General features: G+C 31.6%; 20 protein-coding genes, 4 tRNA genes and 1 pseudogene. 14 read left to right on the top strand and 11 right to left on the bottom strand.

Going from position 1 to position 25,926, the window contains the following annotated elements:
• Positions 1-104: 104 nt before the first annotated feature.
• The 8 genes from ACFX4E_RS25240 to ACFX4E_RS25205 all read left to right on the top strand — a co-directional run bounded on the left by ACFX4E_RS25240 (position 105) and on the right by ACFX4E_RS25205 (position 8,573).
• Positions 105-1,346: a glycosyltransferase gene (locus ACFX4E_RS25240; protein ID WP_306386284.1), complete on the top strand. Its 1,242-nt coding sequence runs from the start codon at positions 105-107 to the stop codon at positions 1,344-1,346.
• A 227-nt stretch (positions 1,347-1,573) separates the two neighbouring features.
• Positions 1,574-2,788: a glycosyltransferase gene (locus tag ACFX4E_RS25235; RefSeq protein WP_306386283.1), complete on the top strand. Its 1,215-nt coding sequence runs from the start codon at positions 1,574-1,576 to the stop codon at positions 2,786-2,788.
• Positions 2,789-2,812: 24 nt separating this feature from the next.
• On the top strand, positions 2,813-4,048 hold the full coding sequence (locus ACFX4E_RS25230; protein WP_377259911.1) for a glycosyltransferase: 1,236 nt from the start codon (positions 2,813-2,815) through the stop codon (positions 4,046-4,048).
• A gap of 26 nt (positions 4,049-4,074) precedes the next feature.
• Positions 4,075-5,076: a glycosyltransferase family 4 protein gene (locus tag ACFX4E_RS25225; RefSeq protein ID WP_306386281.1), complete on the top strand. Its 1,002-nt coding sequence runs from the start codon at positions 4,075-4,077 to the stop codon at positions 5,074-5,076.
• A 113-nt stretch (positions 5,077-5,189) separates the two neighbouring features.
• On the top strand, positions 5,190-6,488 hold the full coding sequence (locus ACFX4E_RS25220; protein WP_306386280.1) for a nucleotide sugar dehydrogenase: 1,299 nt from the start codon (positions 5,190-5,192) through the stop codon (positions 6,486-6,488).
• A 33-nt stretch (positions 6,489-6,521) separates the two neighbouring features.
• Positions 6,522-7,631, top strand: coding sequence for a DegT/DnrJ/EryC1/StrS family aminotransferase (locus ACFX4E_RS25215; protein WP_306386279.1), 1,110 nt, complete (start codon positions 6,522-6,524; stop codon positions 7,629-7,631).
• Positions 7,632-8,060: 429 nt separating this feature from the next.
• On the top strand, positions 8,061-8,339 hold the full coding sequence (locus ACFX4E_RS25210; RefSeq protein WP_306386278.1) for an LSm family protein: 279 nt from the start codon (positions 8,061-8,063) through the stop codon (positions 8,337-8,339).
• Positions 8,340-8,354: 15 nt separating this feature from the next.
• Positions 8,355-8,573, top strand: a complete 219-nt coding sequence (locus ACFX4E_RS25205) for a hypothetical protein (protein WP_306386277.1) — start codon at positions 8,355-8,357, stop codon at positions 8,571-8,573.
• Here ACFX4E_RS25205 and ACFX4E_RS25200 read toward each other — a convergent pair whose 3' ends face one another.
• Both ACFX4E_RS25200 and ACFX4E_RS25195 read right to left on the bottom strand, forming a co-directional pair.
• Positions 8,574-9,857 carry a glycosyltransferase family 2 protein gene (locus tag ACFX4E_RS25200; RefSeq protein ID WP_377259915.1) on the bottom strand — a complete coding sequence of 428 codons (1,284 nt, stop codon included), beginning with the start codon at positions 9,855-9,857 and terminating at the stop codon, positions 8,574-8,576.
• A 627-nt stretch (positions 9,858-10,484) separates the two neighbouring features.
• Positions 10,485-11,003 carry a hypothetical protein gene (locus ACFX4E_RS25195; protein ID WP_377259918.1) on the bottom strand — a complete coding sequence of 173 codons (519 nt, stop codon included), beginning with the start codon at positions 11,001-11,003 and terminating at the stop codon, positions 10,485-10,487.
• Between the two features lie 476 nt (positions 11,004-11,479).
• Between ACFX4E_RS25195 and ACFX4E_RS25190 the strand changes: the two genes are divergently transcribed.
• Positions 11,480-11,890, top strand: a complete 411-nt coding sequence (locus ACFX4E_RS25190) for a GNAT family N-acetyltransferase (RefSeq protein WP_025753412.1) — start codon at positions 11,480-11,482, stop codon at positions 11,888-11,890.
• 608 nt (positions 11,891-12,498) lie between these two features.
• Here the strand turns inward: ACFX4E_RS25190 and ACFX4E_RS25185 are convergent.
• Complete coding sequence (locus tag ACFX4E_RS25185; protein WP_377579984.1) at positions 12,499-13,428, bottom strand: glycosyltransferase family protein; 930 nt, start codon at positions 13,426-13,428, stop codon at positions 12,499-12,501.
• A gap of 1,686 nt (positions 13,429-15,114) precedes the next feature.
• Between ACFX4E_RS25185 and ACFX4E_RS25180 the strand changes: the two are divergent.
• The 5 genes and pseudogenes from ACFX4E_RS25180 to ACFX4E_RS25160 form a co-directional block, all read left to right on the top strand.
• Positions 15,115-15,897: pseudogene (locus tag ACFX4E_RS25180) on the top strand (hypothetical protein); the annotation flags it as partial.
• A gap of 294 nt (positions 15,898-16,191) precedes the next feature.
• Positions 16,192-16,551: a hypothetical protein gene (locus ACFX4E_RS25175; RefSeq protein WP_131334204.1), complete on the top strand. Its 360-nt coding sequence runs from the start codon at positions 16,192-16,194 to the stop codon at positions 16,549-16,551.
• Positions 16,552-18,006: 1,455 nt separating this feature from the next.
• Positions 18,007-18,939 carry an NAD-dependent epimerase/dehydratase family protein gene (locus tag ACFX4E_RS25170; protein ID WP_377260003.1) on the top strand — a complete coding sequence of 311 codons (933 nt, stop codon included), beginning with the start codon at positions 18,007-18,009 and terminating at the stop codon, positions 18,937-18,939.
• A 349-nt stretch (positions 18,940-19,288) separates the two neighbouring features.
• A complete protein-coding gene (locus ACFX4E_RS25165) occupies positions 19,289-20,536 on the top strand; it encodes a glycosyltransferase (RefSeq protein ID WP_377260020.1) in 1,248 nt (415 codons plus the stop codon).
• 27 nt (positions 20,537-20,563) lie between these two features.
• A complete protein-coding gene (locus ACFX4E_RS25160) occupies positions 20,564-22,180 on the top strand; it encodes a glycosyltransferase (RefSeq protein WP_377260006.1) in 1,617 nt (538 codons plus the stop codon).
• 387 nt (positions 22,181-22,567) lie between these two features.
• Here the strand turns inward: ACFX4E_RS25160 and ACFX4E_RS25155 are convergent, their stop codons facing one another.
• The 8 genes from ACFX4E_RS25155 to ACFX4E_RS25120 all read right to left on the bottom strand — a co-directional run bounded on the left by ACFX4E_RS25155 (position 22,568) and on the right by ACFX4E_RS25120 (position 25,840).
• Positions 22,568-22,993 (bottom strand): spore coat protein, encoded by a 426-nt coding sequence (locus ACFX4E_RS25155; RefSeq protein ID WP_377260008.1) that lies wholly within the window; start codon positions 22,991-22,993, stop codon positions 22,568-22,570.
• A gap of 25 nt (positions 22,994-23,018) precedes the next feature.
• Positions 23,019-23,528: a spore coat protein gene (locus ACFX4E_RS25150; RefSeq protein ID WP_377260011.1), complete on the bottom strand. Its 510-nt coding sequence runs from the start codon at positions 23,526-23,528 to the stop codon at positions 23,019-23,021.
• Between the two features lie 138 nt (positions 23,529-23,666).
• Positions 23,667-23,885 carry a spore coat protein gene (locus ACFX4E_RS25145; protein WP_377260014.1) on the bottom strand — a complete coding sequence of 73 codons (219 nt, stop codon included), beginning with the start codon at positions 23,883-23,885 and terminating at the stop codon, positions 23,667-23,669.
• Positions 23,886-24,417: 532 nt separating this feature from the next.
• Positions 24,418-24,894: a hypothetical protein gene (locus tag ACFX4E_RS25140; protein WP_377260017.1), complete on the bottom strand. Its 477-nt coding sequence runs from the start codon at positions 24,892-24,894 to the stop codon at positions 24,418-24,420.
• Positions 24,895-25,530: 636 nt separating this feature from the next.
• Positions 25,531-25,602 (bottom strand) — tRNA-Glu (locus ACFX4E_RS25135).
• A gap of 4 nt (positions 25,603-25,606) precedes the next feature.
• A tRNA-Asn gene (locus tag ACFX4E_RS25130) sits at positions 25,607-25,681 on the bottom strand.
• 3 nt (positions 25,682-25,684) lie between these two features.
• Positions 25,685-25,761, bottom strand: a tRNA-Ile gene (locus tag ACFX4E_RS25125).
• Positions 25,762-25,766: 5 nt separating this feature from the next.
• Positions 25,767-25,840, bottom strand: a tRNA-Gly gene (locus ACFX4E_RS25120).
• Positions 25,841-25,926: the final 86 nt, after the last annotated feature.

Genomic DNA, 25,926 nt, shown 5'->3' with positions numbered 1-25,926 from the left:
ATTTGCTGAACAAGATGTGAAATAAAAAATTTGAAATAAACGGTTGCATATATAATACTTTATGCAAAAATAAAAATTTCTTCACTAAAGAAGGGTAGGAGGATATGAAAAAGAAAGTTTGTATGTTAGTGGCAGATCATCCATTTATGGATTCACGAATTTTTAAAAAGGAGGCTAAAACTTTACAAAAAAACGGATACGATGTAACTATGATTGTACCTAGAAAGAATGGCCATCTTTTCGATGTAGACGGTACTCCTTTTACCAATCAATTCTTAAATACAACCTTTAATCATGAAGGGATTAACATTATAACTTATCATTGGGAAGAGAGCAGAGGCCCATTGAGCAAAGTGAGAAGTGATATGAAAACCTGGGAAAAAAATGCATTTAATAATCCTTTAACACAACTTGGAATATTACAAGATGCAGATATCTACCATGCACATGAATACCTTTCCCTCTTTGCTGGAATCGGTATAAAACAAATAATGAAAAAAAGAAAAGGAAAAGATGTAAAACTAATTTATGACAGTCACGAACTAACTCCAGATCCTCTTGATACAAGATACACTGAAGAGGTAAGAGAAGGTTTAAAAGAAAAACTTCTTTATATGCTTAAAGAAGTTGATTCCATTATTACAGTTTCTCAATCTATAAAATCATGGTATCTAGCTCAAGATCCAAAACTTTTTGTGGAAGTTATCTATAATTCTCCTCCATTAGCTCAAGGATATAAATTGAAAAACTACAACAAAAATGAATTAATTACTTGCTATGAAGGAAATATTGATTATAAAAAAGGTAGTAAAGACAAAATATTTGATATCACTGAAATCTGTTCGAAAAGCATCGATTTTCAATTTAAGATTATCGGTGGCCCAAGGTTTGGTGATTCATTTACATTACCACAACATCTTCGAAGTAATATAAAATTGACCGGATGGGTTGATTATTATTCAATCTCAAAGGAAATGGAAGAAGTAGATGTTGGGTGGATTGACTTTGATGGATTAGACCATTCGCTTAACCGCTCATACGCTATGCCAAATAAGTTTTTTAGCTATCTAAACAACGGACTTCCCATTTTAGTTAATAAGTCTCATGAAATGGAAAGCTTTGTACGTAGCCATCAATGTGGAATAGTCGTTGACAAGACCCATGCTACAGCAGAGGACTTTGCAAATGCCCTAATTTATCTTCATAAGAATAAAGACATACTAAAACAAATGAGTGAGAATGCTCGTAAAGTGATGGAAGAATTATACTCTTGGGAGCACATGGAGAAAAGGTTACTTAAGCTTTATGAGCAAATCGTGAATAACAAGCTAAGTTTTCTTATGTGAGTTTTTACTATTCTAGACTAAGATTATATAGTTATTAAGCGAACTATACTTAGAACAATTTTTCTAAGTATTATTACAGGTTAAACTTTTATGAAAGTAAATCTATTAAACAACAATGAGCTATTGTTTACCTTAATAAAAAATACTCCTGTCGTTGTCTACTTAATTTTTTATAATTCATTATGATCTTAAAATATGAAGTTTAAAACAGGGGTAAAAGTAGGAGAGTGAAAGAAAATAAGATGAGTAAAAAAGTATGTATGTTATTATGTTACCTTCCATTTTTAGACGCAAGAATTTTTAAAAACGAAGTAAAAAGCCTCCTAAAAAAAGGATATGACATAACCATGATTGTTCCTAGAAAAAATGGTTATCTATATAATATTGATGGAAAACCATTCACTGAGACATTTCTCAAACCAACTTTTTTATATCAAGGAGTAAAAGTCGTAACTTATGATGACAGTAAAAGAACATCTAACCCATTAACAGATCCCCTTTATAGATTGGGACTCATTGAAGAGGCAGATATTTATCATGCACATGAACTATCCTCTTTTTACTATGGAAGTGAAATTAAAAAAAGCCTCAGAGAACAAAAAAGAAAAAATGTAAAGTTGGTTTATGATAGCCGTCAGCTAGTCCCAGATCCTTTTTCCACCAAGATAAATGATAAAACAAAAACAGCCTGGTATACAATGCTTCTTAATTCGATTAAAGAGGTTGATTATATTATTACAGTTTCGGAATCCATCAAATCGTGGTATTTATCTTTGGATCCCTCACTCCCAGTCGAAATAATCTACAATTCTCCTCCACTATCATCCAAATTCAACCAAAAAGGGAATCATGATAACCGATTTGTTGTCTGTCACGAAGGAAATCTTTCCAAGACTACTGGCGATATAAACAAAATATTTTCTATCACTGATTCATGTAGAAAAATAATGGATTTTCAATTTAAAATTATTGGTGGCCCAAGGTACGGTGAAACTATTGATACCCCTCAACATTTACAAACAAATATGATGTTTACTAATTGGGTAGATTATTATTCTCTTTCTGATGTAATGTTAGATGTGGATGTAGGGTGGATAGATCTGGAGGTAACTCATTCACTTAATAATATGTATGCCATGCCAAATAAATTTTTTAGTTATCTTAATAACGGCATTCCAATTTTAGTAAATAAATGCAGTGATATGGAAAAATTTATACGTACCTACCATTGTGGCCTTGTTATTGATAAAGTGAATCCAACAGCTAATGACTATACTGAAGCATTAATTTATCTATATAACCATAAGGAAGAGTTACAACAAATGAGTATTAATGCCCGTAGAATCATGGAAAATTTTTATTCTTGGGAAAAAATGGAAGATAGGTTGTTTAACGTTTACGATTCATTAGACTCAAAAACTACGAAATATCTTACAGTATAATTTTATTTATTTTCAGGAGGAAAAATGAAAATAAAAGTTTGTTTTTTAGTAGCAGAGCATCCTTTTTTAGACGCACGAATTTTTAAAAAAGAAGCCAAAAGTCTTTTAAGTAAAGGCTATGACGTGACTATGATAGTCCCTAGGATTAATGGTTATTTATTTGATATAGACGGAACGTTTTTTACTAATCAATTTCATTCTCAGATTTTTATATATGAAGGGATTAAAATTGTAACTTATGAGCGGATGTATTTAGAAAAGCATATAAAGAAGCTAAATTATAATCTTCAATCCAAAAAACAAGGAAGATTTATAGACCCTCTAACTCAGCTTGGCCTTTCCGAAGAGGCAGATATCTATCATGCCCATGAATTTTTTTCCTTATATTCAGGAGTTGGAATAAAACGAGCATTAAAAACATTAAGTAAAAAAAACATAAAATTAATTTATGATAGTCATGAACTAGTTCCTGATCCACATGAAATCACCTCTACTCTAATGAAAAAACACATGATGTCTTTACTTCAATCAATGTTAAAAGAAGTAGACTATGTTATTACAGTTTCTGAATCAATTAAGGCGTGGTACCTATCTATCAATCCTTTCCTTCCAGTAGAAGTTATTTATAATTCTCCTCCTTTAACAACTAATTATGAACCTAAAGATTTTTATGAAACCACTTTTCGGATCGTACATGAAGGATTTGTGGGCAAAACAAGGGGGAATTTGAGAAAGATAATAGAAATAACTGAAATCTGTAATCAGAAAATGGATGTTCAATTTAAAATTATTGGGGGGGCAAAGAAATCTGATCAGGATATAGTGAAAATCCCTTCACATCTATCAAATAAAATAGAACTTGTGGATTGGGTTAATTATTACCATATTCCAAAGGAGATGGAAAATGCGGATATAGGATGGATTGATCTGAATACGGCTCATTCACTTAATAATATGTATGCTATGCCCAATAAACTTTTCAGTTATTTAAATAATGGTCTTCCTGTTCTAGTAAATAAATGCACTGACATAAAAAACTTCATACAAACCCATCAATGTGGTTTAGTAGTTAACAAATCAGAGGCATCAGTAGAAGACTACTGCCAAGCTATTCTTCATCTCTGTAATAATAGAAAAGAATTAAAAAAAATGAGTGTTAATGCACGAAAAATAATGGAGGAACTATACTGTTGGGAAAAAATGGAGAAACGACTTTTCGCTGTCTATGATCAATTGAGTAACCAAGGTAAAGTGATTTAATAAAAAAATGAAAAAGGTGAATAAAAATGCGTATATTACATCTTCCATATGGGTCTCCCATGATTGACTTATGCAGTTCTTTACGCTTAAAAGGGGTCAATGCAACCTCCTGTCATTTTTATACTAATCGATATAATTTCAAACCGGATATTTGTTTAAATTTTAATGCTATTCCCATCGATTTACGAGAAGAAAAGATTAAAAGTTATATGAATCAAGCAATAAAGGAATACGACATATTTCATTTTCACTTTGGAGAGACATTTCTTCCAGATAAAAGTGACCTAGAATTTTTGAAAAAGTCTGGAAAGAAAATGATTGTCCATCACCATGGGTCGGAAGTTCGCTCTCTTTCAGTTGCAAGAAGTCTTAATCCTTACGTTTGTGTAAAACCAGAATGGACTGAAAAGAAGATTCATGAAAACTTGAAACTGTTGTCAGATTATATTGATCATGCAATTGTTCAGGATTATGAACTTGAGAGTTATGTTAAAGATTATTATAAGGAAGTTCATGTTATTCCCAATGCAATTAATCCTGAAGAATTTCAACCCCGTTACCCCGAATCAAATCCATTACCTCTCATTGTACATGCACCAACTTTACGTAATTTAAAAGGTACAGAGTTTGTTTTAGACGCAGTAAATGAGTTAAAGTCCTCTGGAATTCAACATGATTTTAAATTAATAGAAGGTATGTCTCATCAAGAAACAAAGCAGCTTTTACTACAGGCAGATATCGTTATTGATCAATTGAGAATTGGAGCTTGTGGTTATATTACTATAGAGGCTATGGCATTAGGAAAACCAGTAATTTGCTATATTCGTGATGACTTATTAAAGAAATATCCTGAAGCATTCCCAGTTATAAATGCAAACCCAGATACAATAACCAATGTTTTAAAAGACGTTATAAACAAAAAAAACGAGTGGAATAAATTGGGGTTAAAAGGAAGATCTTATGTTGAAAATTTCCATAATATTCATAAGGTAGTAGATCGCTATATTGAAATTTACGGAAAACTATAAGGGTGTTTCCTAGACTAAGTTATTCCATAAAAGAATAAATAGTCCAATCATTTATTTAACCAAAAACATAGTTTATGAAGAGATAACAGACAACATGAAATGAGGTTATAAAAATGATGGAAATAGACTCATCCCTAAAAAATGTAGCTGTCGTTGGTTTAGGGAAAATTGGACTGACTTTAGCTGCTGTTTTCGCAAACAATGGCTTTAATGTTTACGGGGCAGATATTAATCAAAAAGTAGTTACTTCAGTAAACCAAGGAAAATCACATATTAAAAATGAACCTGGATTAGAACAATTAGTAGAAAAAGCCCACAGAAATCAAACATTAACAGCAACCTCTAATACAACGGAAGCAGTTAAGCAATCAGGGATAGTTGTGGTAATTGTTCCAGTACTAATTGATGAACTAAATGAAGTGGATTACCGTTTTATCGACCCGGCAGTTGATGCTATTGCCAAAGGTATTAGAAAAGGTACACTAGTTATTTTTGAAACTACTCTTCCAACAGGAGATACGAGAAATAGATTCGGGAAGAAAATCGAGGAACATTCAGGCTTAAAAGCTGGAGAAGATTTTTATTTAGCATATAGCCCCGAAAGAGTTTACTCTAATCGGATTATAGAGGATTTAAAAAAATATCCTAAAGTTGTAGGCGGTCTAAATGAGGTAAGTCTAAAAATGGCCTCCTCCTTTTATCAAAAAGCATTGAACTGTAATTTAATAGAAGTAAGTTCTCTCGAAACTGCAGAATTTTCAAAAGTAGCAGAATGTGTATATCGAGATGTAAATATTGCATTAGCAAATGAACTTGCAAAATTCGCTGAGGAAAAAGGGGTCAATATGCCGGAGGTTATAGCCTCCAGTAACAGCCAGCCTTTCTCGCACCTCCATTTTCCAGGAGTCGGTGTAGGAGGGCATTGTATTCCTATTTATCCTTATTTTTTTATTAACAGAGGTCTAAAAAATGGATTAACCCAGTTATCCAGAGAAATAAATGACACAATGTCAAACTATGCAATAACAAAAATTGAAAATACAATTGGAGCTCTACATCATAAAAATATTCTTATTTTAGGGTTGGCATTTAGAGAAAATGTAAAAGAAACAACAAAATCCTCTACTCTTTTATTAATAGATCATTTAAAACAAAAACAAGCAAACATATTTTTAAATGATCCATTGTTCACTGATAATGAAATTGCAAACTACGCTGTCACACCTTTATCTTTAAGCGATAAATTGACGTCAAAGATTGATGTTATCATTCTTCAGGCTTTTCACAAACAATACGAAACCTTAAATTTTAAGGACTTTGTTAATTGCAAAATTATTTTGGATGGAAGAAACTCTCTAAATAAAGAAGTGATAAACCAGTTAGGTATAAACTATATAGGGATAGGTAATTAGAGAACAAAATTTAAAAAAAGGACTGATTTTAATATGATTCCCATGGTTGACTTAAAGGAAGAATTAGAAATATTCCGTGAACCTATTTTTAAAGCAATAAAAGAAGTTTTAGAAAGCGGAGAGTATATTTTAGGAAAAAAAGGAAAAGAATTAGAAAAACAAATAGCTTCTTATGTAGAAGCTTCTTATGGTATTGGTGTAGGAAATGGAACAGACGCACTTTACTTGGCTCTTAAAGCACTGGACATAGGTCCGGGTGATGAAGTAATTACAACTCCTTTTACATTCTTTGCAACAGGTGAGGCTATTGCTCATGTTGGTGCAAAACCAGTATTTGTGGATATTGAAGAAGACACTTATAATATTAATCCATTAAAAATAAGAGAAAAAATAACATCTGATACTAAAGCAATTCTTGTTGTACATTTATATGGCCAAACAGCGAAAATGCAAGAGATAATGGAAATAGCTCATGAGTTTAATCTAAAAGTAGTAGAAGATGCATGCCAAGCGATTGGTACTGAGTATAATGGAAAAAGGGTAGGGGCAATTGGAGACATTGGTTGTTTTTCCTTTTTTCCATCTAAAAACCTTGGGAGTTATGGAGATGCGGGAATGATAGTCACAAATAATAAAAGTCTTTATGAAAAAATTATTACATTAAGAAATCATGGAAGCAAAATTAAATATATACATTCTACCATAGGAATGAATAGCAGGCTCGATGAACTTCAAGCTGCTATTTTGCTCGTCAAATTTAAATATTTAGATATTTTCTTGCATAAAAGAAGCGAAGTAGCCAAAAGGTATACAAGCAAATTAAACGGTTTATTAAAAACACCTCGGATAATAGAAACTAGAGAGCATACGTTTCATCAGTATTGTATTGAATTAGATGAACGTGATCAATTAGCCTCCTTTTTAAAGAAAAACGAGATTTCTTCTGCTATTTACTATCCTATCCCTCTTCATCTACAAGAAGCTTTCAACTACTTAAACTATAAAAAAGGTGATTTCCCAGTTGCAGAAAAAGCCGCAACTAAAGTTTTAGCTCTTCCTATTTTTCCATTTATGAATTTTGAAAAACAAGATAGAATTATTTTAGCTTTAAAAGAATTCATGAAAAAAAATAATGAAAGTTAATTCTAAATTATTTATTCCCCTGAAGAAAATATAAAAAAGTTTAACTTATGAAGCTATTTATAAATACTAACCTATTCAAGTTCGGATTAAAATCTTTTTGGATAGTCTTTTTTATTCTATTTTAGAAAGTAACAAATGCCTAGCGTTAGTCACTACAAACTACATCATCTAATCAAGCCTGTTTGTAATGAGGCTGAATATATTTATAACTTAAGTTTTTAATTTGCTTAATTTCTAAACTAACAATCTTATTCCATGTTCGAATTTTAAGATTAAAACTTTTTTACTCTTTTTTTCTATACTCTACTAAGTCGAACGGAAATTTATGAATAAAATGATTAAAATGCTTGGTACGCTAAGAATTGAACAAGCATACTATAAAATAAAGATAGTAATGTAAAAATGATGTTTTAGGAAAGGATGATTTTATTGGCATTAAAATATGGTAATTCTGCTAATTCAAATATAATTTCAGCTAATGCTAATTTACCAGTTACAGGAGAAAATCCTTGTAACTGTACCACTTCAGATGATTTTAGAAACTATTTATTAACTCGACAAAGTCGAAAAGTTCGGATCACAACGTCTTCTGAGGAATTCTCAGGGGTTTTGTTCGCTGTTAAATTAGATTATATTGTTTTAGCTGAAAATCAAGGATCATTAGTTTTGATTCCAATTTCTAAAATTCGAACAGTTGCGGAAATTTAAGGAGGGAATGATTACATGTTTGAAGATTTTTTATCTGCAGAATTAGAAAATCACATTGGTGAGACTATCCAGATTGCTTTTGTTGATGATTTGGTAGCACAAGAATACCTTCTCCTAGCAGTTTCAGGTGACCTTATTACAGTACGCGAGGTTTCTTCATATGGTAATCCCAGTGATCCAGTAGTTATATCACTTCAAGTGATTGATTATATAAGACTTCCTCAAAATGCTTAATTAATCAAGATAATTGAGAAAATCGCTCCAATTGGGGTGGTTTTTTTTTGTAATACTGAATTCGTGTGCTCTAACATTATAAACAGTAAAATCTTCATATAACAAGCGCTTATTTTTTAATAAATCGTTTAATATACTTACGTCTTCATACATTCGTCCATCCTCAAACTTAATTATTGGAAAACCATTATTATCCTTCAGAGCAGAAGTACGATAAATGCGAGGTCCTACAGGAAATAGATAAGAAAGTAATTCATTTTTATTAGTGATTGGTTTTCCTTTTCTTACCCCTTTGTATTTTACAATATATGGACTTTCTTGCACCCAATTCCTTAAGTTGCCATAAAGAACTCCGACATCATCTGGCAAATTTTTTAAATGTTTTTTAATAGTTGAAAAAGCATCTGGATCAAACCAATCATCTGCATCTAACTCAACAACAAATTCTGTTTCAATATAAGGTATTAAATTATTTAATGCTTTGGCCTTTCCCTTATTATCCTGTTCAAAAAGTTTAACTTCAGGTGATTCTTTCCATTTTTCTAATTCTTTATAAGAATTGTCCGTTGAACCATCGTCAATTATAAGTATTTTCTCTGGTGGATTGCTTTGTAAAAGGCATGAATTAATGGCTATTCCTACATAATCAGCCATGTTGTAATTAGCAAGGAGAACTGAAATTGAAGGTGAATTTCCATCTGATTCCGATTCATATTGGTATTTTTCTATAAAATTAAGCTTTTGTATTATATATTTGGACGTATTTTTAACTATTTGACTTACAAAATCACCCCTTACCACTATAATATTTGATTTATTAATCCTAGAGAGCCATGATGGCAATACAGCCTCTTTAAAGGGAACTTGATATTTAGAAAAAAAGTTAACTTGTTTTAGGAAAGAAGTCTTAACTAAAAGAGGTCTTTGTATAACTAATCCTTTGATTATATAAGGGTAGGTCATTACATAATGGTTCCCATACAATTCTAATTTTGTATCTTTTATATTTGAGTTAAAATAATCTTGATCATAAAGAAATAAAACATATTCACAAGGTAAGTTATGGACATACTCATTTAATGATACCCCTAGGTCTTCACCAATTAGTTTCATATACTTAATTTCTTTATTTATAGAAGGGAGACTTAGCCGTAAGGATACATTGCATTCCTCCACAACAGTAATATCCTTTATACGATTACGAATAAAATTTAGAGAGGCTAAAGCTTGCTTTAATGAGTTTGAGCTTGAATAACTAAGTAAAAGAACATGAATATCCTTCATTAGTTAATTTTCCTCCTTATAAAGTTGGCTTAACTCTTATACATATTATATTCATAAGTTTAATCACAGTCCACCAAAGCAGAAAGAGAATTATTTCGTAATCTTAATTATATGAAGTTACAAAAAGAGATGTTAAAATTTATCTATAGTTTTTTGTACGGGATAAATTTTAGCATCTCTATAAACTTATTTCTTTTTAATTATATTCGTTCTTTGTAATACAAAAAGCTGTTCAAAAAGATTTGCATCCTAATACATTATGAACTAGTCTTTGAGAGAACTAGTGAAATATTATATTGTATAGGAAGCCTGTACTGTAAACGAAGAATAGAAAAATAGTATCCTGCTTTATCATAGAATTTGAGGTTTCTACATACCTATTCGCTTTTTTTAGATAGTGAAATGATTTATTTATTATGTAAATATTCTTTTATTTCAAGAAATTAGAAAGAGTTCCAAACTTTTTAATGATACTGTTTGGAACTCCTTTTTATTCTACCTTTGAAGTACTGTGTGAACACTATACTATAGATATATAAGCATACTAAAACAAATAAGTTTATGCACTACTAGAAAAATCAATTAATTACTTCCTATATTCTACTAACAGGTAGATTTATACTAGATTTAAACTGTACCTGCAGGAAGTTCAACAACAGCTGTAATTGCACAAAGTGAAATTTTAGCAGGGAGGAAATTTGCTGGAGGTATTAATGCAAGAGTATCACAATCTACTGCTCCAACATCCCCAGTAAATTGTGTGTCACCAGTAAGAACACGTACTCGACGACCTGCTAATCTTTCAAGCTCTTCACGAATTCCTGTTGTACAACAACAATCACATTTGAATTTTTTCTTACACCCACAATCTTCGTGGCCCATTAAATTATCCCCTCCTTTACTATCATTCCAATCATGACAATGATGCTTTTTATCTTCATGACAATGATGTTTTTTATCTTTATGACAATGATGTTTATCGTCTTTACTGTGTTTACTATGCTCTTTTCCATCTTTTTGGTCTTTAAAATTCAGCTCTTTCCAATCACCAAATTCATTCTGTTCAGACTTAGATGTTGTTTTTTTGGTCTTAGAAGAAAGTAATAAAGAGAGAAGCAAAAGGTCGCTTTGTATACGTTTACTCATAATTTGTCACCCCCTTTATTGTTTGTCCATATAATATATACATTTAAAGAGGAATTGGTCTCGGCTAATATCATTACTCATATAAAAAATTAATGAATTAAAGCTAGAAATCAAAGAATCTACATACATTTTTAACTTCATATAACAACAATAATTTCAGAAGCAGAGTTGACCTATGCTTATTTTCATTAATATCCTGACACTTTGAACTGTCGTCGGAAATTCAATCTATATTAACAAGATTCATTCGCAATTATTTATTCTATTATTAAATTTATATCTATTCATCATTTCATAATCAAAATGTCCAAGCTAATTTTATCTAAGGACATACACTACTATAGGAGACTAAAGGAGAAAAAATTAGTAACAAAAACATGTTTGACGCACTTGTAAAAACATAAAATTTATTAATCTTACGATTCCTTATATTTTCTCCTTTTACAAAAAACTTGAATAAAATAGAGGGGATATAAATGTATTTACGCCAAAGAATTCCTTACCAAGATGACCCTTATTTGATTAATTTAGCCACTGATAATTTTAATGTAGAATCGAAAAAATTCGAAAATATATTAAGAAGTGCACATGAAGTTATTGTTCTTTGTAATAACGAAGGTGAAAAAATAGGGTTTTTTTGTTATCGTTTTTTACTTAAAAATATAATTTTTATTGATTATGTAATTCTCGATCCCGAATATCAAGGAAGAGGGATTGCTCATTCCTTGTTACCAAATTTAGTAGAGTACGCTAAGAAGCAGGGAATACGAGGAGCGACTGGTTATGTAAGTAAAGGGAACTCACGGGCCTTTCAAACCTTTAAAAGTTGGGGATTTAAACCCTTAGTTAACTTTTCAAATGGTGTTTTTATAGGAATACGCATTTAATCGTGCCTAAAACGGTGATACTTGAGCGATGACGTATGAAAGCTCTAAATTAATAAATTGGAAAAAGCTAAGAACACTTGGACATTAAAGCCGTTTTTGAGGCATGTTTTCACAAAGAATGATTATGTTAGTTAAAAATCTATATGGTCCGCAGCATAAGACTAGAAAAAAACTCCCCTAATGCCAACTGAAATTTTTTCTAGTCTTAATATTGCAGTAGTTGAGTTACTGTCTCATTGCATCTTTCTTAATTTATTTAAGAAAGATAATTTTATTCTTTAAAATAAAAAAGGGTTATTTTCTAAGAAACTCATCCATACAGTACACATAATATATAGCTCGATGGTAAGCGGTAAAATTATGCAAACATATATAAAAGGTATACTTTGAGAGATTGTATTTAACAGAGGGAAACCTCTGTTTTTTGGGTTTTAAAAATGTCTAGAAGATATATTGAATCAATATATTAGAGATCAAAAGTTAACTTTAAGGTGTTTGATGTAAAAGATTCTTCTTTAGCTTGAGGAGTTAAATAGCCAATAATTCTATGAATTCACTTATGATTATTATAATATCTACCTAAAATATATACACAGAAGAGAGCTGAATTAATGCTCTACTAATATTTCATCAATCATTTTTATTAATTCTTGAGCTCGTTGAGAGGTTGAATGTTTCTTTTGTACAAGTTCAAATCCATTTCTACTAATTTCTTCTCTCTCTTTATCATGTGTCAAGTAATACTCAGCATTTTCCATAAAATTATTTTCATTTATTTCTACAAAATGTACGCCTGGTTTAAAGCCTAAATCTAAGATTTCATCTGAACTCGGAGCAAGTAATAAAGTTTTACACGCAAGTACTTCAAAATATTTTAGGACTGTATACTCATAAATTGAATTACACGTGAAAAATATTTTAGCTCGATTTATTTCTTGTGCATAGTGCTCTTTAACAAACACATTTTTAAATTCATTTTTGTGAATGTCCCTGTATCCTGGGTGTGGATGGCATACAAAATTAGGTTTATCTTTATAACTTGAAAGAATTTTATATCGGAGAGGATAATAGTACGGATCTGTGGCACCCATCAATAACATATCAATGTCTTTCTCCTTCTGATAATCCATAAAAATTTCAGTGTTTACATGATGGGGGAACCATTTAGCTTTATCAGAAAATTCAGGGTGATATTTAGTGAAAGCATCCCTACAACATGTGAATATATGTTTAACATTTTCACGTTTCATTGCTTCACTTGTTTGTTCAGGCAAGTAATGTAGGTCTTCTAAATATATTCCATATGGAATATTTAAACTACTAAGTTCAGTAATTTTAGGACCACCTGTTTCGAATACATAAATTAATATAAAGTCAGGGGTAAAGTTAATATTATCAAGGATATTACGAATACTTCCATCTTTATTCCATACAAACAAATTAGCGATTTTTGAAAGCTCTGTTTGGAGATAATAAGGCTCACTATGAACCGATTGACTATAATCTTTAATAATTAGTAGTAAATTTAATTTTCCCAATTAGGATTTCCTCCTTTTAAATAATTAATTAAAATTCATTCTATATTTTTCTCAATTTTTACAAAGGATAAAATTTCTTGTTTTATTTCAGAACCATTTCCTCAGTGAGTATATTTTTTGATTTTATATTCGATGCTTGCCAAATCCACAATGTTATTTTTTTACATTTTCGTTGTTATAACCGAGTTTCTAATTCCCTGTTACAGGTTAAATTGAAGAAAAGACAGTTCAATTTATTGTAATAACTAAATAAAACAATTAAATAAGGAAAGATTGTTAAATTTAAATTAGTAACAAGCAAAAGAATAAACAGTTTAAACTTCGTATGATAGACTATGAATTTTAAAGATTCAGGATAATAGTAAAAGAGTTTGAAATAATTATGTCATTCTCCTAAAGGTAGATATATCCATAAAAAGTTGATTAAGAGGGGATATTTGAACTGGCACATCAATTACAAGCAATTAGGAACACGTACACTAATTGACAAGATAGATAACTGAGATTAGGTAAACTTATGATTCGGATCTGAGAAAGTTTAAGAAGAAGATACAAGTAACACGAGTTATTAATAATGAAATGTAGCTTCCGGGGATCATCTTTAACTAAGAAAAGCATTAAATTAAAAGAATTTACTTTTTTAACAGGTGGCAAGCAGTTCATTCAAGTGATTATTGCGCAGAGAACGTTCCAGTTGATAAGAAAGTTGATTATGTTAGACCTCAACAAAGAGTTAATAATAATGTAAGTGCTTCTTCTATATATCCTCATATAATCCCTAATTTTAAATCACTGCACTTCCCTGAGAAAATTTTATTGTTATCAAGTTCTGCCTGGTATACAAAAAACTGAAGTATTTTCCAAAAGGTATATGGGTGATATCCACCATTATAAAGTTGATTCAATAGATTAGTTTGAGACGATTCGTTAAGTTGGTTCTATTTTCCAAAAAATTTTCCATTCATAGTTATAACCCCACACACCTCCAAGAAAATTCACATAAAATATAAAGCTAGGAAAATAAAATAACTAATTAAGAACAAGGTACACTTCTCTCCATCTAATTTTAAATTTAACAAGGATAATAAGCGAGTAAAATTCAGAAAAACTTATGTGTAATTATGTATGTTGAATAACTTCGTTTGGTTCCTTTTATCTTTGTAGGAGCATGTTTTGTTTCTGTTCTTGAAAGGAGGCTTTTCGTTGAGTAAGAGAAGACATAATAATAAAAAAGAAATTATTGAGCATCTATTAGATTCCACATTATTTGATTCAACAATAAATACTAATGACTCAATTCTATCAAATCTTTTTGAGCTTAAAAATGCAAAGCATCAAAAAGATAAATGTCATGATCATCATGATCGCTGTCATGATTGTTGTGATGATTGTTGTCATGATTGTTGTGATGATCATCATCATGATTGTTGTCATGATTGCGGAAAGAAAAAATGCAGAAAATGTAGAAAATGCCCAACTGGACCGACTGGACCAACTGGAGGTACTGGAGGCACTGGACCAACTGGAGGTACTGGAGGTACTGGAGGCACTGGACCAACTGGAGGTACTGGAGGTACTGGAGGCACTGGACCAACTGGAGGTACTGGAGGTACTGGAGGTACTGGAGGCACTGGACCAACTGGACCAACTGGACCAACTGGAGGTACTGGAGGTACTGGAGGCACTGGACCAACTGGACCAACTGGACCAACTGGACCGACTGGACCGACTGGACCAACTGGACCAACTGGACCAACTGGACCAACTGGACCGACTGGACCGACTGGACCGACTGGACCAACTGGACCAACTGGACCAACTGGACCAACTGGACCATCAGGATGCTGCCCATGTACTAACACACTCACGAATCCTGGGTTTGATTTATCACCACTAGGTCAAACACCACCAACAGGTTGGGCCGGAACCGGAACTGTAGTCACCGGTACAAATGATGCTCATAGCGGACGTTTTGTTTTGAGCCCTACAACACCCGTTATCCAATCTGTCTCGATATTAGGATTAGATACTCCAGCTACTCCAGGTGCAATAACCACACCAGGGTTTATAAGTCAGGAGGTTCAAGTTTCCCCAGGTTGCTGCCACACGCTTTCCTTCGAAACACAAATCAGGGATGGTGGCATACTAGTTGCCTCTGTTTCCTTCCCAGGCACCACTCTCGGACCATGTACTCCTCTGATCACTAGAACCGGTCTCGTCGGCGGAGGTTTTTCTACAACAAATCCTATATTCACGAACAATATTCCACACATCGTAACATCGAGTAACCAACCAAGCAGTGTCTTCCAAAATTATACTCTTGTTGTATGCGCACCAGCTAATGCAACAACTGCTTGTATTACTTTCCAAAACATTGGGAATCCAGCACCAGGCGGAGAAGCTTTGGTTGATAATGTGGTATTTCAAAATACTGGTGGACCTTGCCCTTCATGTAGTCAGAATTTCTAATTTTCATGAAAAAGCGACTCTATATTAGAGTTGCTTTTTCTCTTGAATCGCCACTATCATATCAACAGAATACAATAATTACAGTGAGTCTTTTACCACCTATTTTTATTTTATCTAAGTTTATAAGAGGGTAGTAAGTTCCTTTAGCTACTAATAATTTTTTACAGAACGGAAGTTACTATCCGGATTACATTAACTTTTAATCAATACTAGTCATGTATGTGTTGTTTTTAAACATAAAACAAGTACACATAATGATAATTGACAATATTTAAAGAAAGGTAAGTGAATGATATGAAACATAATTGTAATTGTGGTAGTAAGCCCATAATAAAAAAGTCGCTTTATCAATCACCTTGTCCTGGTATTACACTAAGTATTCGTTCAATAAAAAACAATTTATTTGAAGTTACAGGTAAAGTAACTTGTAATGAAAGTCCAATACAAGACGTATATGTAAAACTAAGCAGCTCATCTGACATAGTTAGCTTCCCTAATAACCCTGTTACTACAAATGCTATGGGTAGCTTTTTGGCTGTCCCAGATGTGGCACCAAATACTTCTGATACCAAGGTAACTATAACTGCATCAATCATGGCTAATGGTTCGGCTATTTCTACATCTCAATATCACTTTTTTAGCAACAAAAACTAAAAAAAGTATTCTCGCTGAATTAACAGAAGTGGACTAAGAAGATACAATTCGATTATCCCATTCTTATCTATTAAAAGTTCAAAACAAGTACTCTACTAGCACGTGAAGCAGTTAATATAAGAGCTGTAACTGTATTTAGAGAGAATGTTATGACTCAGTATTAGGAACAATAATAAATCTTCAAGTTCTTATTAACGAAGTATTTATATTTCTTCGGGATAAAGAGTTTACCTCAATGGCTTCCTATTTTAATAATATAGCAACCCTCCCCCTCTATAGAGTAAAAAGCTTAGTTACTGTTCGGGCCCAAATATAGTGCTCCTTATATTCTTTTTCTATCCAACAGGAAGCGTTCTTCTATTATTACTTACTAACAGATGAAACAAAAGTTCTTTTTCGACATCAAAAGTGAAGTTTTTGGTATGTTAAATGAACAATTATTTGAAGAAACCATTTAATAATGATTTCTCTCGTGGTTATTTGTATATTACTGTTGATACCATTATTGTTAGTATTTTAAATATAAGTATTATAATCGATTAATTTAAGGTAGTATCACCCCTTAAGCAATTTTAACAATATTTATTAAAATCAACTTAAAAAAGGTGTACATTTAAAATTTATCTTTTAAAGATGAAGAAGGTTTACTTAAAAGTAAACCTTCTTTTTTCAATAATTATCTGAAATATTCAAATAGAACTCAACATATATCTACAATTATTGAAGGTGTATTAGAACAAATTTTAATGCAGAGATTTTTAAACTTCAATATACTAAGACTATTCTATTCTAATAAATTAGCCTTTGTTGCACACATCGCCCTTAATTACATAAAATGTTAATTATTTTTATTCTTAAACCTCGATGAAACGAATGGAGGTTTTATATAATTTAACTGTTTAAAATAAATGATATTAAAAATTAAAACATTGGCTACTCCTTTTATATGTTAGATATTTTAAGCTCCGGTATCAGATTACAAGTTAAAAATTTTGATATTCATTGTCTTTTTCGAATTTTCCTAACTACTGGTACATTTATTTAAAAACTTTCTATAAACGATATGTAGGAGCTAGTAAAAAATTATTAAACTTCAAAATTTGGATATATTTTAATCCATTTATCAATAAAACATACTTAAAGCAAATTTTGATTATAAATCTAAAAAATATTAATTTTTTATTATTTATACAGACTGTAATCACATTAATAATTGTACTAAATTTAGTATTACCCTTAAAAATAAGTTTAGATACAAATATATTTTTAGAAAGTTCATAGTAAAATCAGTGGAAAATAAATTTACAATAATAATTATATTTATCCATTTCATAATTATTGAGAGGAAGAAATAAATTTAAACCACAAATAACATAAATTTGTATTAGCTCTTCATAAAGCACACCATTTCCTTATTACTCAAACCATGAAAAACTAGAAAAGAAGGTGGACTTAATGAAAGTACTAGTTACTGGCGGAGCTGGATTTATTGGCTCCCATATAGTTGAACGATTATTACAAGAAGGTTATCAGGTCGTCGTCGTTGATAATCTCTCAACAGGTAAAAAATCATTTTTACCTAAAGATATTTCTTTCTATTCTATGGATATTCAGTCACTTGATTTAAATCAAGTTTTTAAGAAAGAAAAACCTGAAATAGTGATTCACACAGCTGCTCAGGTAGATGTTAATAATTCCATTAAAAATCCACAAAATGATGCCTCTATAAATATTTTAGGAACCATTAACTTATTAAATTGCTGTCATGAATACAAAGTTCGAAAAGTTATTTATTCTTCTTCATGTGCAGTATATGGCGTGACAGAGGACTGCAGTATAAAAGAATCGTTCTCAATTAGTCCTTTATCCTTTTATGGGATTTCAAAATTTGTCGTAGAATTGTATATGAAGGTATACCATACCTTATATGATCTAGATTACATCATTTTAAGGTATGCCAATGTATATGGACCTAAACAAAGCGCTTCAGGTGAAGGAGGGGTTGTTTCAATCTTCTGTAAAAAGATATTACAAAAGGAATCACCAATCATATATGGAACGGGTGAACAAACACGTGACTTTGTATTTGTAAAAGATGTTGCTGAAGCAAATATAAAAGCAATTACAAAAGGTAAAAACCAGATTATCAATATAGGATGCAATGAAAAGACGAGCATTAAAGAGCTGTATCAGTTGCTTTTATCACTTAACCCCACTTTATTCATCACTCAACCGCCTATCAATCTCCCAACACGTCAAGGTGATATCCTCCATAGCAGATTGGAGAATACAAAAGCAAAGCAAATATTAAAATGGGAGCCCAATTATACCTTAAAAGAGGGATTAGAGGACACATTGAATTATTATCGAAACGAATTTTCTATATGATCTTGGTTTTTTAGGTAATTCTCCTCCAGATTAAAAATTCTCTAAATATTTCTCAATGACAAGGATGGAACTCTAAAAGAAGATGTTAAAAATTTGTATTTTCAACACTTAACACTAGTCACTTAAATATTCTAACTAAAAAAGTGCACCTGGTACTCTTCTACAGGTAAAGATACTCACGGTATTTCAAGTACCCCCTTATTCTCCGGCATGCGGGTAACTAAAAAAGTGACTTTACTGTTTGTAGCATATGTTTAAAGTTAAAAAACATATGTAGGCTATACTAAATAAACTTTTATAACAATAACAGAGGAGGATTAGAATATTGAAAAAAAGTACATCAAAAAAAATGTGCTCTAACAAACCTGAAAAAAAATTATGTCTTTGTATGATTGTAAAGAACGAATCAAGCATTATAGAAAGATGTTTAAATGCGAGTAAATCCATTATTGATTTTATTTCTATTTGTGACACGGGTTCCACTGATAATACACCCGAAATTATTAAAAACTGGTGTAGAGAAAATAATATACCTGGCACTGTTCATCATGAACCTTTCAAAAATTTTGGATATAACCGAACTTTAGCTGCATCTTTGGCACAAGAGACTTATCCAGAGGCAGATTACTTATTGTTGCTTGATGCTGATATGGTCTTAGAAGTGCAGCCTAACTTTGACAAGTCCAGTTTAGAAAATGATTTATATCTTACTATGCAATATGATAATCAAATAAAGTATTGGCTTATTCGTCTTCTCAAGACTTCTTTACCATGGAAATCTATAGGGGTTACACATGAATATTGGGATATAGACCATTCTAGATTAGAGGCGGACCAGCTAAACTACTCAGGTACACAGGGAAGAATCGATAGTCTGGTTATCTATGATCAAACAGATGGTGGCAGTAGGGGTGATAAGTTCGAACGAGACAAACAATTATTACTAGAAGGAATTAACGATGAAAAAACCCCACCAGATTTAAAAGCTAGGTATATGTTTTACTTAGCACAAACTTTCTCATGTCTGAATGAACTTGAAGAAGCCATCAAATGGTACAAAAAAAGAGTTGAAGTTGGTGGTTGGGTAGAAGAAGTATATTATTCTCTATTACAAACAGGTTCGTGTTATGAACGTTTAGCCAATATATCTTCCTTCGAGCGTGAACAGCTAATTAAAGAATCAGAAGAAAATAAATTGACAGTTAATCAATCAGCCATAAATAACCTAGCCTTTCAAGAAGAGCAGTTTTTTTCTCTGTCTATCCTTTATTACCAAAAAGCTTGGGATTATAGACCAACTAGAGCTGAATCTTTGTATCACCTGGCAAAAATGCATCGACTTAAATCTAAAAACAACATAGCTTTGATGTATGCATTACAAGGTAAACAGATACCTTTTCCTCAAGAAGATATTCTCTTTGTAGATTATCATGTTTATGAGTATCTTTTTGATTATGAAATTTCCATATGTGCTTATTATACCGAAAACAAGCAAGGTTTAGGACGCGATGCAATAAAACGTCTCCAATCTAAAATTAAAGAATTACCATCGCATATAGCTGACACCATCAAAAAAAATTCTTATTTTTACCAATAATGTAACTAAAGAGGAGGAGATACACATATGAAAAAACATTTACTTGTATTTGACGTGGATTGGTGGGTTTTAGGAAAGCATGCTCAATTAATTAAGGAGTATCACACCAACTTAGAAATTATGTCTATAGACGAAATTTCTAAGCAATTAACAACCCTTAGACCAGAAACCTTAAACAATAAGTTTGATATTATCTCTACTATGTGTTTAGGACTTGCTCAAACGTTAATATCACAGGGAATAAGGGTAGATAGCTCCGCAGCTGTTTCTAATTATTATTTTATGCAAAATCACCACACATTTCGTGAATGGACTGATCAACCAATCTTTAACCATTCCTTTATTACAGAGTATTTGAGTAAAATAAAATCTATTGGGGCGATTAACTCCAATTTAGCAAAACTAATTAGCAATCTTTCTCCAAATTCTAACGTAAAATATATTAAACAATTTGTAGATACAGACCACTTTATGCCAGACGAAACAAAGTTAAGCTCCGATGAATTTGTCATTGGTTGGGTTGGGGATACTGAGAAAACATGTAAAAATTACTATACTACTTATCTACAAATTGTTGAAGCCTTTAAGAACCATCCTCGAGTACGTTTTAGGGAAGCTACTATGAAATCATTTGTCCCTTCAAACGAAATGCCTGCTTTTTATAACAGTCTCGATTTATTAATTGTTACAGGTAATCATGAAGGAGGACCTGCACCTGTACTTGAGGCATATGCCTGTGGAATACCAGTACTTTCAACAAATATTGGGTATGTAAAAGACGTGACGCCATCCGATACTCATCATCTTATATTAAACACTAATGACCCTAACTGTTTTATAAATAAAATAAATGAACTTTTAGAATCTAGAAATGAATTAAAGGGTATAGGTAAAAAAGTACGAAAATACGTTAATGATACTTTTTCCTTAGATAAAGCCATTCAGGATTGGGTGAAACATTTATTTTACTTTGATCAAATAACAGTTCAACCATCCTGCGATAAGGAGGAAAGTCATAAAGAGACAAATCCCATAAAACAAATATTCACAAACATTTACACTGAAAATTCATGGGGCAGCTCTGAGTCTGTATCAGGTTCTGGTTCCTCACTCTTCCAAACAAGAACAATAATAGAAGAACTATCTCTTCTCATAAAACGTCTCCAAATAAAAACACTCTTGGACGCTCCATGTGGCGATTTTCACTGGATGAAAGAAGTACAGACCAATTTAGAATTATATACTGGTGTAGATATTGTTTCAGAATTAATCGAAGAGAATAATAAAAAGTATTCAGCCTACAATAAAAAATTTCTTAACCTTAACATACTGCAGGATGTCCTGCCGAGAGCTGACTTAATTCTTTGCAGAGACTGTTTGGTACACCTCTCTTTTGATGATATTCATTCGGCCCTTGTTAATTTTAAAAGGAGTAAATCAAAGTATTTATTGACAACAACTTTCACTAACGTCTCACAAAATATAGATATTAAAACTGGAGAGTGGCGACCTCTCAACTTGGAAATTCATCCTTTTAATCTTATAAAACCAATTTTAGTTATTAATGAAAATTGTACAGAGATGAACATGGCATACACTGATAAATCTTTAGCTTTATGGGATTTAGATAAAATTATTATGTAAAATAATTTACCTTAATAAATTATCAGCACAAATATGAAAATTGTACTAAAAGCAGAAGTTATCCTTCACCCTCTAGGAAGACAGTGTAAAAAACCTCCTTTTTAGAAATAGGGACGACGCTATACTTAGAGGGATTTTTTTAACTATTAACTATATTTAATATGAGCTAGAAACCCACTCTAAAATTCACATAAAAAAGCCCCTCCTTACGGATAGAAGCATTTTATCTCTTCCCTTTTTCTTAGTAAGAAGGTAGCAAATAAATTTAGCCAAATGCATTCTTAAATTAAAATTCTAAAGGCCGTCATTGAAAATATTATTTAAATAATTGAACTGTATTCAATGAAGAGTTAATTGAATTCCAAATTCCACCGTTCGGTATCTTGATTATAGAATATCTAATGAAACTAAGATAGCCACTAGGATTTGAAGTAATACTTGTAGATTTACAGCTATATCTGTATCAATAGTTGTAACTTCTACATTTGTTGAATTTTCAATAACTGTTTTTTGGGCATTTTTTTGCTTAATACTAGCAAATTGCTTCAAATCTTGGATAACCGCTTCTCCTTCATCATTATCGCCAATTGTAACACGTATTACTATCGCTATAGCTACCTGTAAAGCTGCTTGAATGCTCACTGCCACCTGTGTATCTGTCGTTCTTACAGTAACACCTTCGGAGTCTTTAACAATAATCTTTTCAAAAGATTTTTGCTCGGTGAGGGCTGCCTGATCTGCCTCTTGCAGAACCCCATTGTTAAATCTAGCGTTATTACAATGATCTAATGCTCTCCATTTTTTTTCACTCATTTTTTTCACCTCTTTTAGTTTTTAATTAAAAAATGTCCAGAATAACAATAATCGCAACTAGGATCTGAACTAATAATTGAATGTTAAGAGCAACATCTGTATCAGTAGTTGTGATCGTGATATCCTTTGAATTTTCAATAAAGATTTTTTGTTTATTTACCTGTTCAATTTCTGACAGTTGGAGCAATTCTTGGAAAACACCATTATCTTCAATGTTGTCCCCAATTGCGATACGAATTACTACAGCAATTGCTACCTGTAAAGCCACTTGAATAGAAACTGCTGCTTGGGTATCTGTTGTATGAACTCTAATATCGCATGAATCCTTGATCCAAATTAACTCCTCAGATTCTTGGTCTACTAATGAAACTTGATCTGCATCTTGTAGTACTTCTACATCAAAACGCTGGTTGCTGCCTTCATCTTCTTTATGAAAATCTACCTTACAATCATTACAATCATTTTTACAATGGTTTTTTTTGTCTATTTTCTTCTTTTTCTTCAAATCGTAATAGTAATAGTCTCTAGATGACATAGTTAACACTCCTTTTTCATGGTATGTATTAATATATGAAAATAGAAATTAATGAGATTGGACTAACGAACCAAGGTATGTAACTATTTTTCTAGAGTTAAAAGCGCCTTTTTAAGGCGCTTTTACAGCAAAGACTATTTACTTTTCACCCGTTTTCTTAGAATTCGTTTCATTGACAAATTGGTCGACCTTTTTAGTCAAATCCTCTACCATCTCTTTAAGCATTTGTCTTTTTTCTTCTGTTAGCTGTCCTTTTACTTGCTCTTTATTAATTCCATGTTTTGAAAAGACGTCACTGACTAATAAATCAATGAGCTTGTTAGGGACTATCTCTGTTTTTTTGAATGAATCACTCATATAGATCGCTCCTTTTATAAAGATTTATTTCATATCAGCATATGCAGATATTACCTAAAAGGAAACTTCTGTAACCAGTATTGATTTTTTATGTATGTAAAAGGATAAATACTACTATCTCTATTTTTAAACAACATATGAATTAGTAGAACGATGATTGTATGGTTAACAAAACAACTTTTTATCCGTCCTTTTTTCTTCATAAAGGATAGATTTTATAAGGGATTTTTGTTAGTAAATACATTCCTATAACCTCTATCCTCTACAATTTTTGAATAATCAACCTTTTCTGTCTCCAATACTAATTTGCTCGTTAATAAACAAAGCGTTTGGTTACCTTTCCAATGAATTTGGATTTATTTTTGTTTCATAAATAAAAAACATCGTTCGGTTGCTCCAAACGATGTAAAAGTTAATAGTTTCTACTTATCACTTAATTCTCTATCTTTCGCATCACCAAATATACCTCTTGTTCAATCAAATTATTCTTAATTGAACAAGAGGGTACCTTCTAATAAACAACGCATTTCCCTTACATATTTTGTTTACGTTTATCAATCATTTCATAAACAAGATCTTCATTACATTCTAAAAGTTCCTTAGTGGTTGTATGATGATTTTTTGCATGACGAGAAAAATTAGCTTTGCTATACCATTGCTGACATAACGGACATGGCAATTCGTTTTCAATCTCATAATGGTTTGAGGTCCATCTTGTAGAAAAAGAAGAAGATTTACCTGTATTGTTTTTCGTATACGATGTGTTCACGTCATGTATAGGCTTTTGTAGTTGTTCTGTAGTCACAGCAACCTCATTTGTATTCGAGATGTATAAATTATCTTCTAATTCTTCTTTAATTAGCAAATATCCAGCCTCTGACATAGACAATCCTAGCTCAACACAACGTTGTCGAAATTGCTCATATATACTTTCTGGTAATCGAATCGGTAACACTTTACTTTTTTCTTTTGATTTCGATTGACGAGCGTACTTATCTAATTTTCCCAACTAATCACCTCATACTTATACAATTTGTATACATGTTCAATACAGAAACCTTATTTCCTGCTATTTATTCGAATACATTTTGTATACATCATGTAGTCATTAAGTTTTTTTATTTGAAAATATAGATGAAATGTTATAATTCATAACTTTATTTTTATAAGATTAGATTTACTATTATTTATATTTTAAAAGTAAATTAAAAAACATTTTAAATTTATATAAACTCTAATATTTCTGTTCTTTATATGTGTAAATGATAAAACACTTTATATATATTTATTTAAAATATATGACTATTTGTAGAAAAATGATCTATTTGTCGTCAGTTAGAGTAAATGATAAAACTCTATATTTTATTACGTAGTTTTATCATTTACTTTATTTATTAAGATAATTTTATACGATATATTTAATTTGATCATTTTAAAAAATTATTTTATATTGGAAATATGATATTAAATTCTAATACCTATTAGTAATACAGGCATTATACTCATTTAAATAAGTAAAGAGGTTTTTAATTATTATAAAGAAATTTCTTTCAAAAAAGACTATAAAAATATATCTTTTTAAAAGTATAATCATTCATTGTTTCCAAATAAAAAAGCAGTTTGCATATGCAAACTGCTTTTAAGATGACCCGTACGGGATTCGAACCCGTGTTACCGCCGTGAAAGGGCGGTGTCTTAACCGCTTGACCAACGGGCCAGTATGGCTCCACAGGTAGGACTCGAACCTACGACCGATCGGTTAACAGCCGATAGCTCTACCACTGAGCTACTGTGGAATATGGTGGGCCTAAGTGGACTCGAACCACCGACCTCACGCTTATCAGGCGTGCGCTCTAACCAGCTGAGCTATAGGCCCATTTTTGGAGCGGGTGATGAGAATCGAACTCACGACATCAGCTTGGAAGGCTGAGGTTTTACCATTAAACTACACCCGCATTTTTCTTAAAATGGCGGTCCCGACGGGAATCGAACCCGCGATCTCCTGCGTGACAGGCAGGCATGTTAACCGCTACACCACGGG

Origin of the sequence: Priestia sp. YIM B13491 (assembly GCF_042787605.1) — a bacterium.
Taxonomy (GTDB): Bacteria; Bacillota; Bacilli; order Bacillales; family Bacillaceae_H; genus Priestia; species Priestia megaterium_E.
Note: the sequence above shows the minus strand (reverse complement) of the source record. Positions and strands in the feature narration are given on the sequence as shown.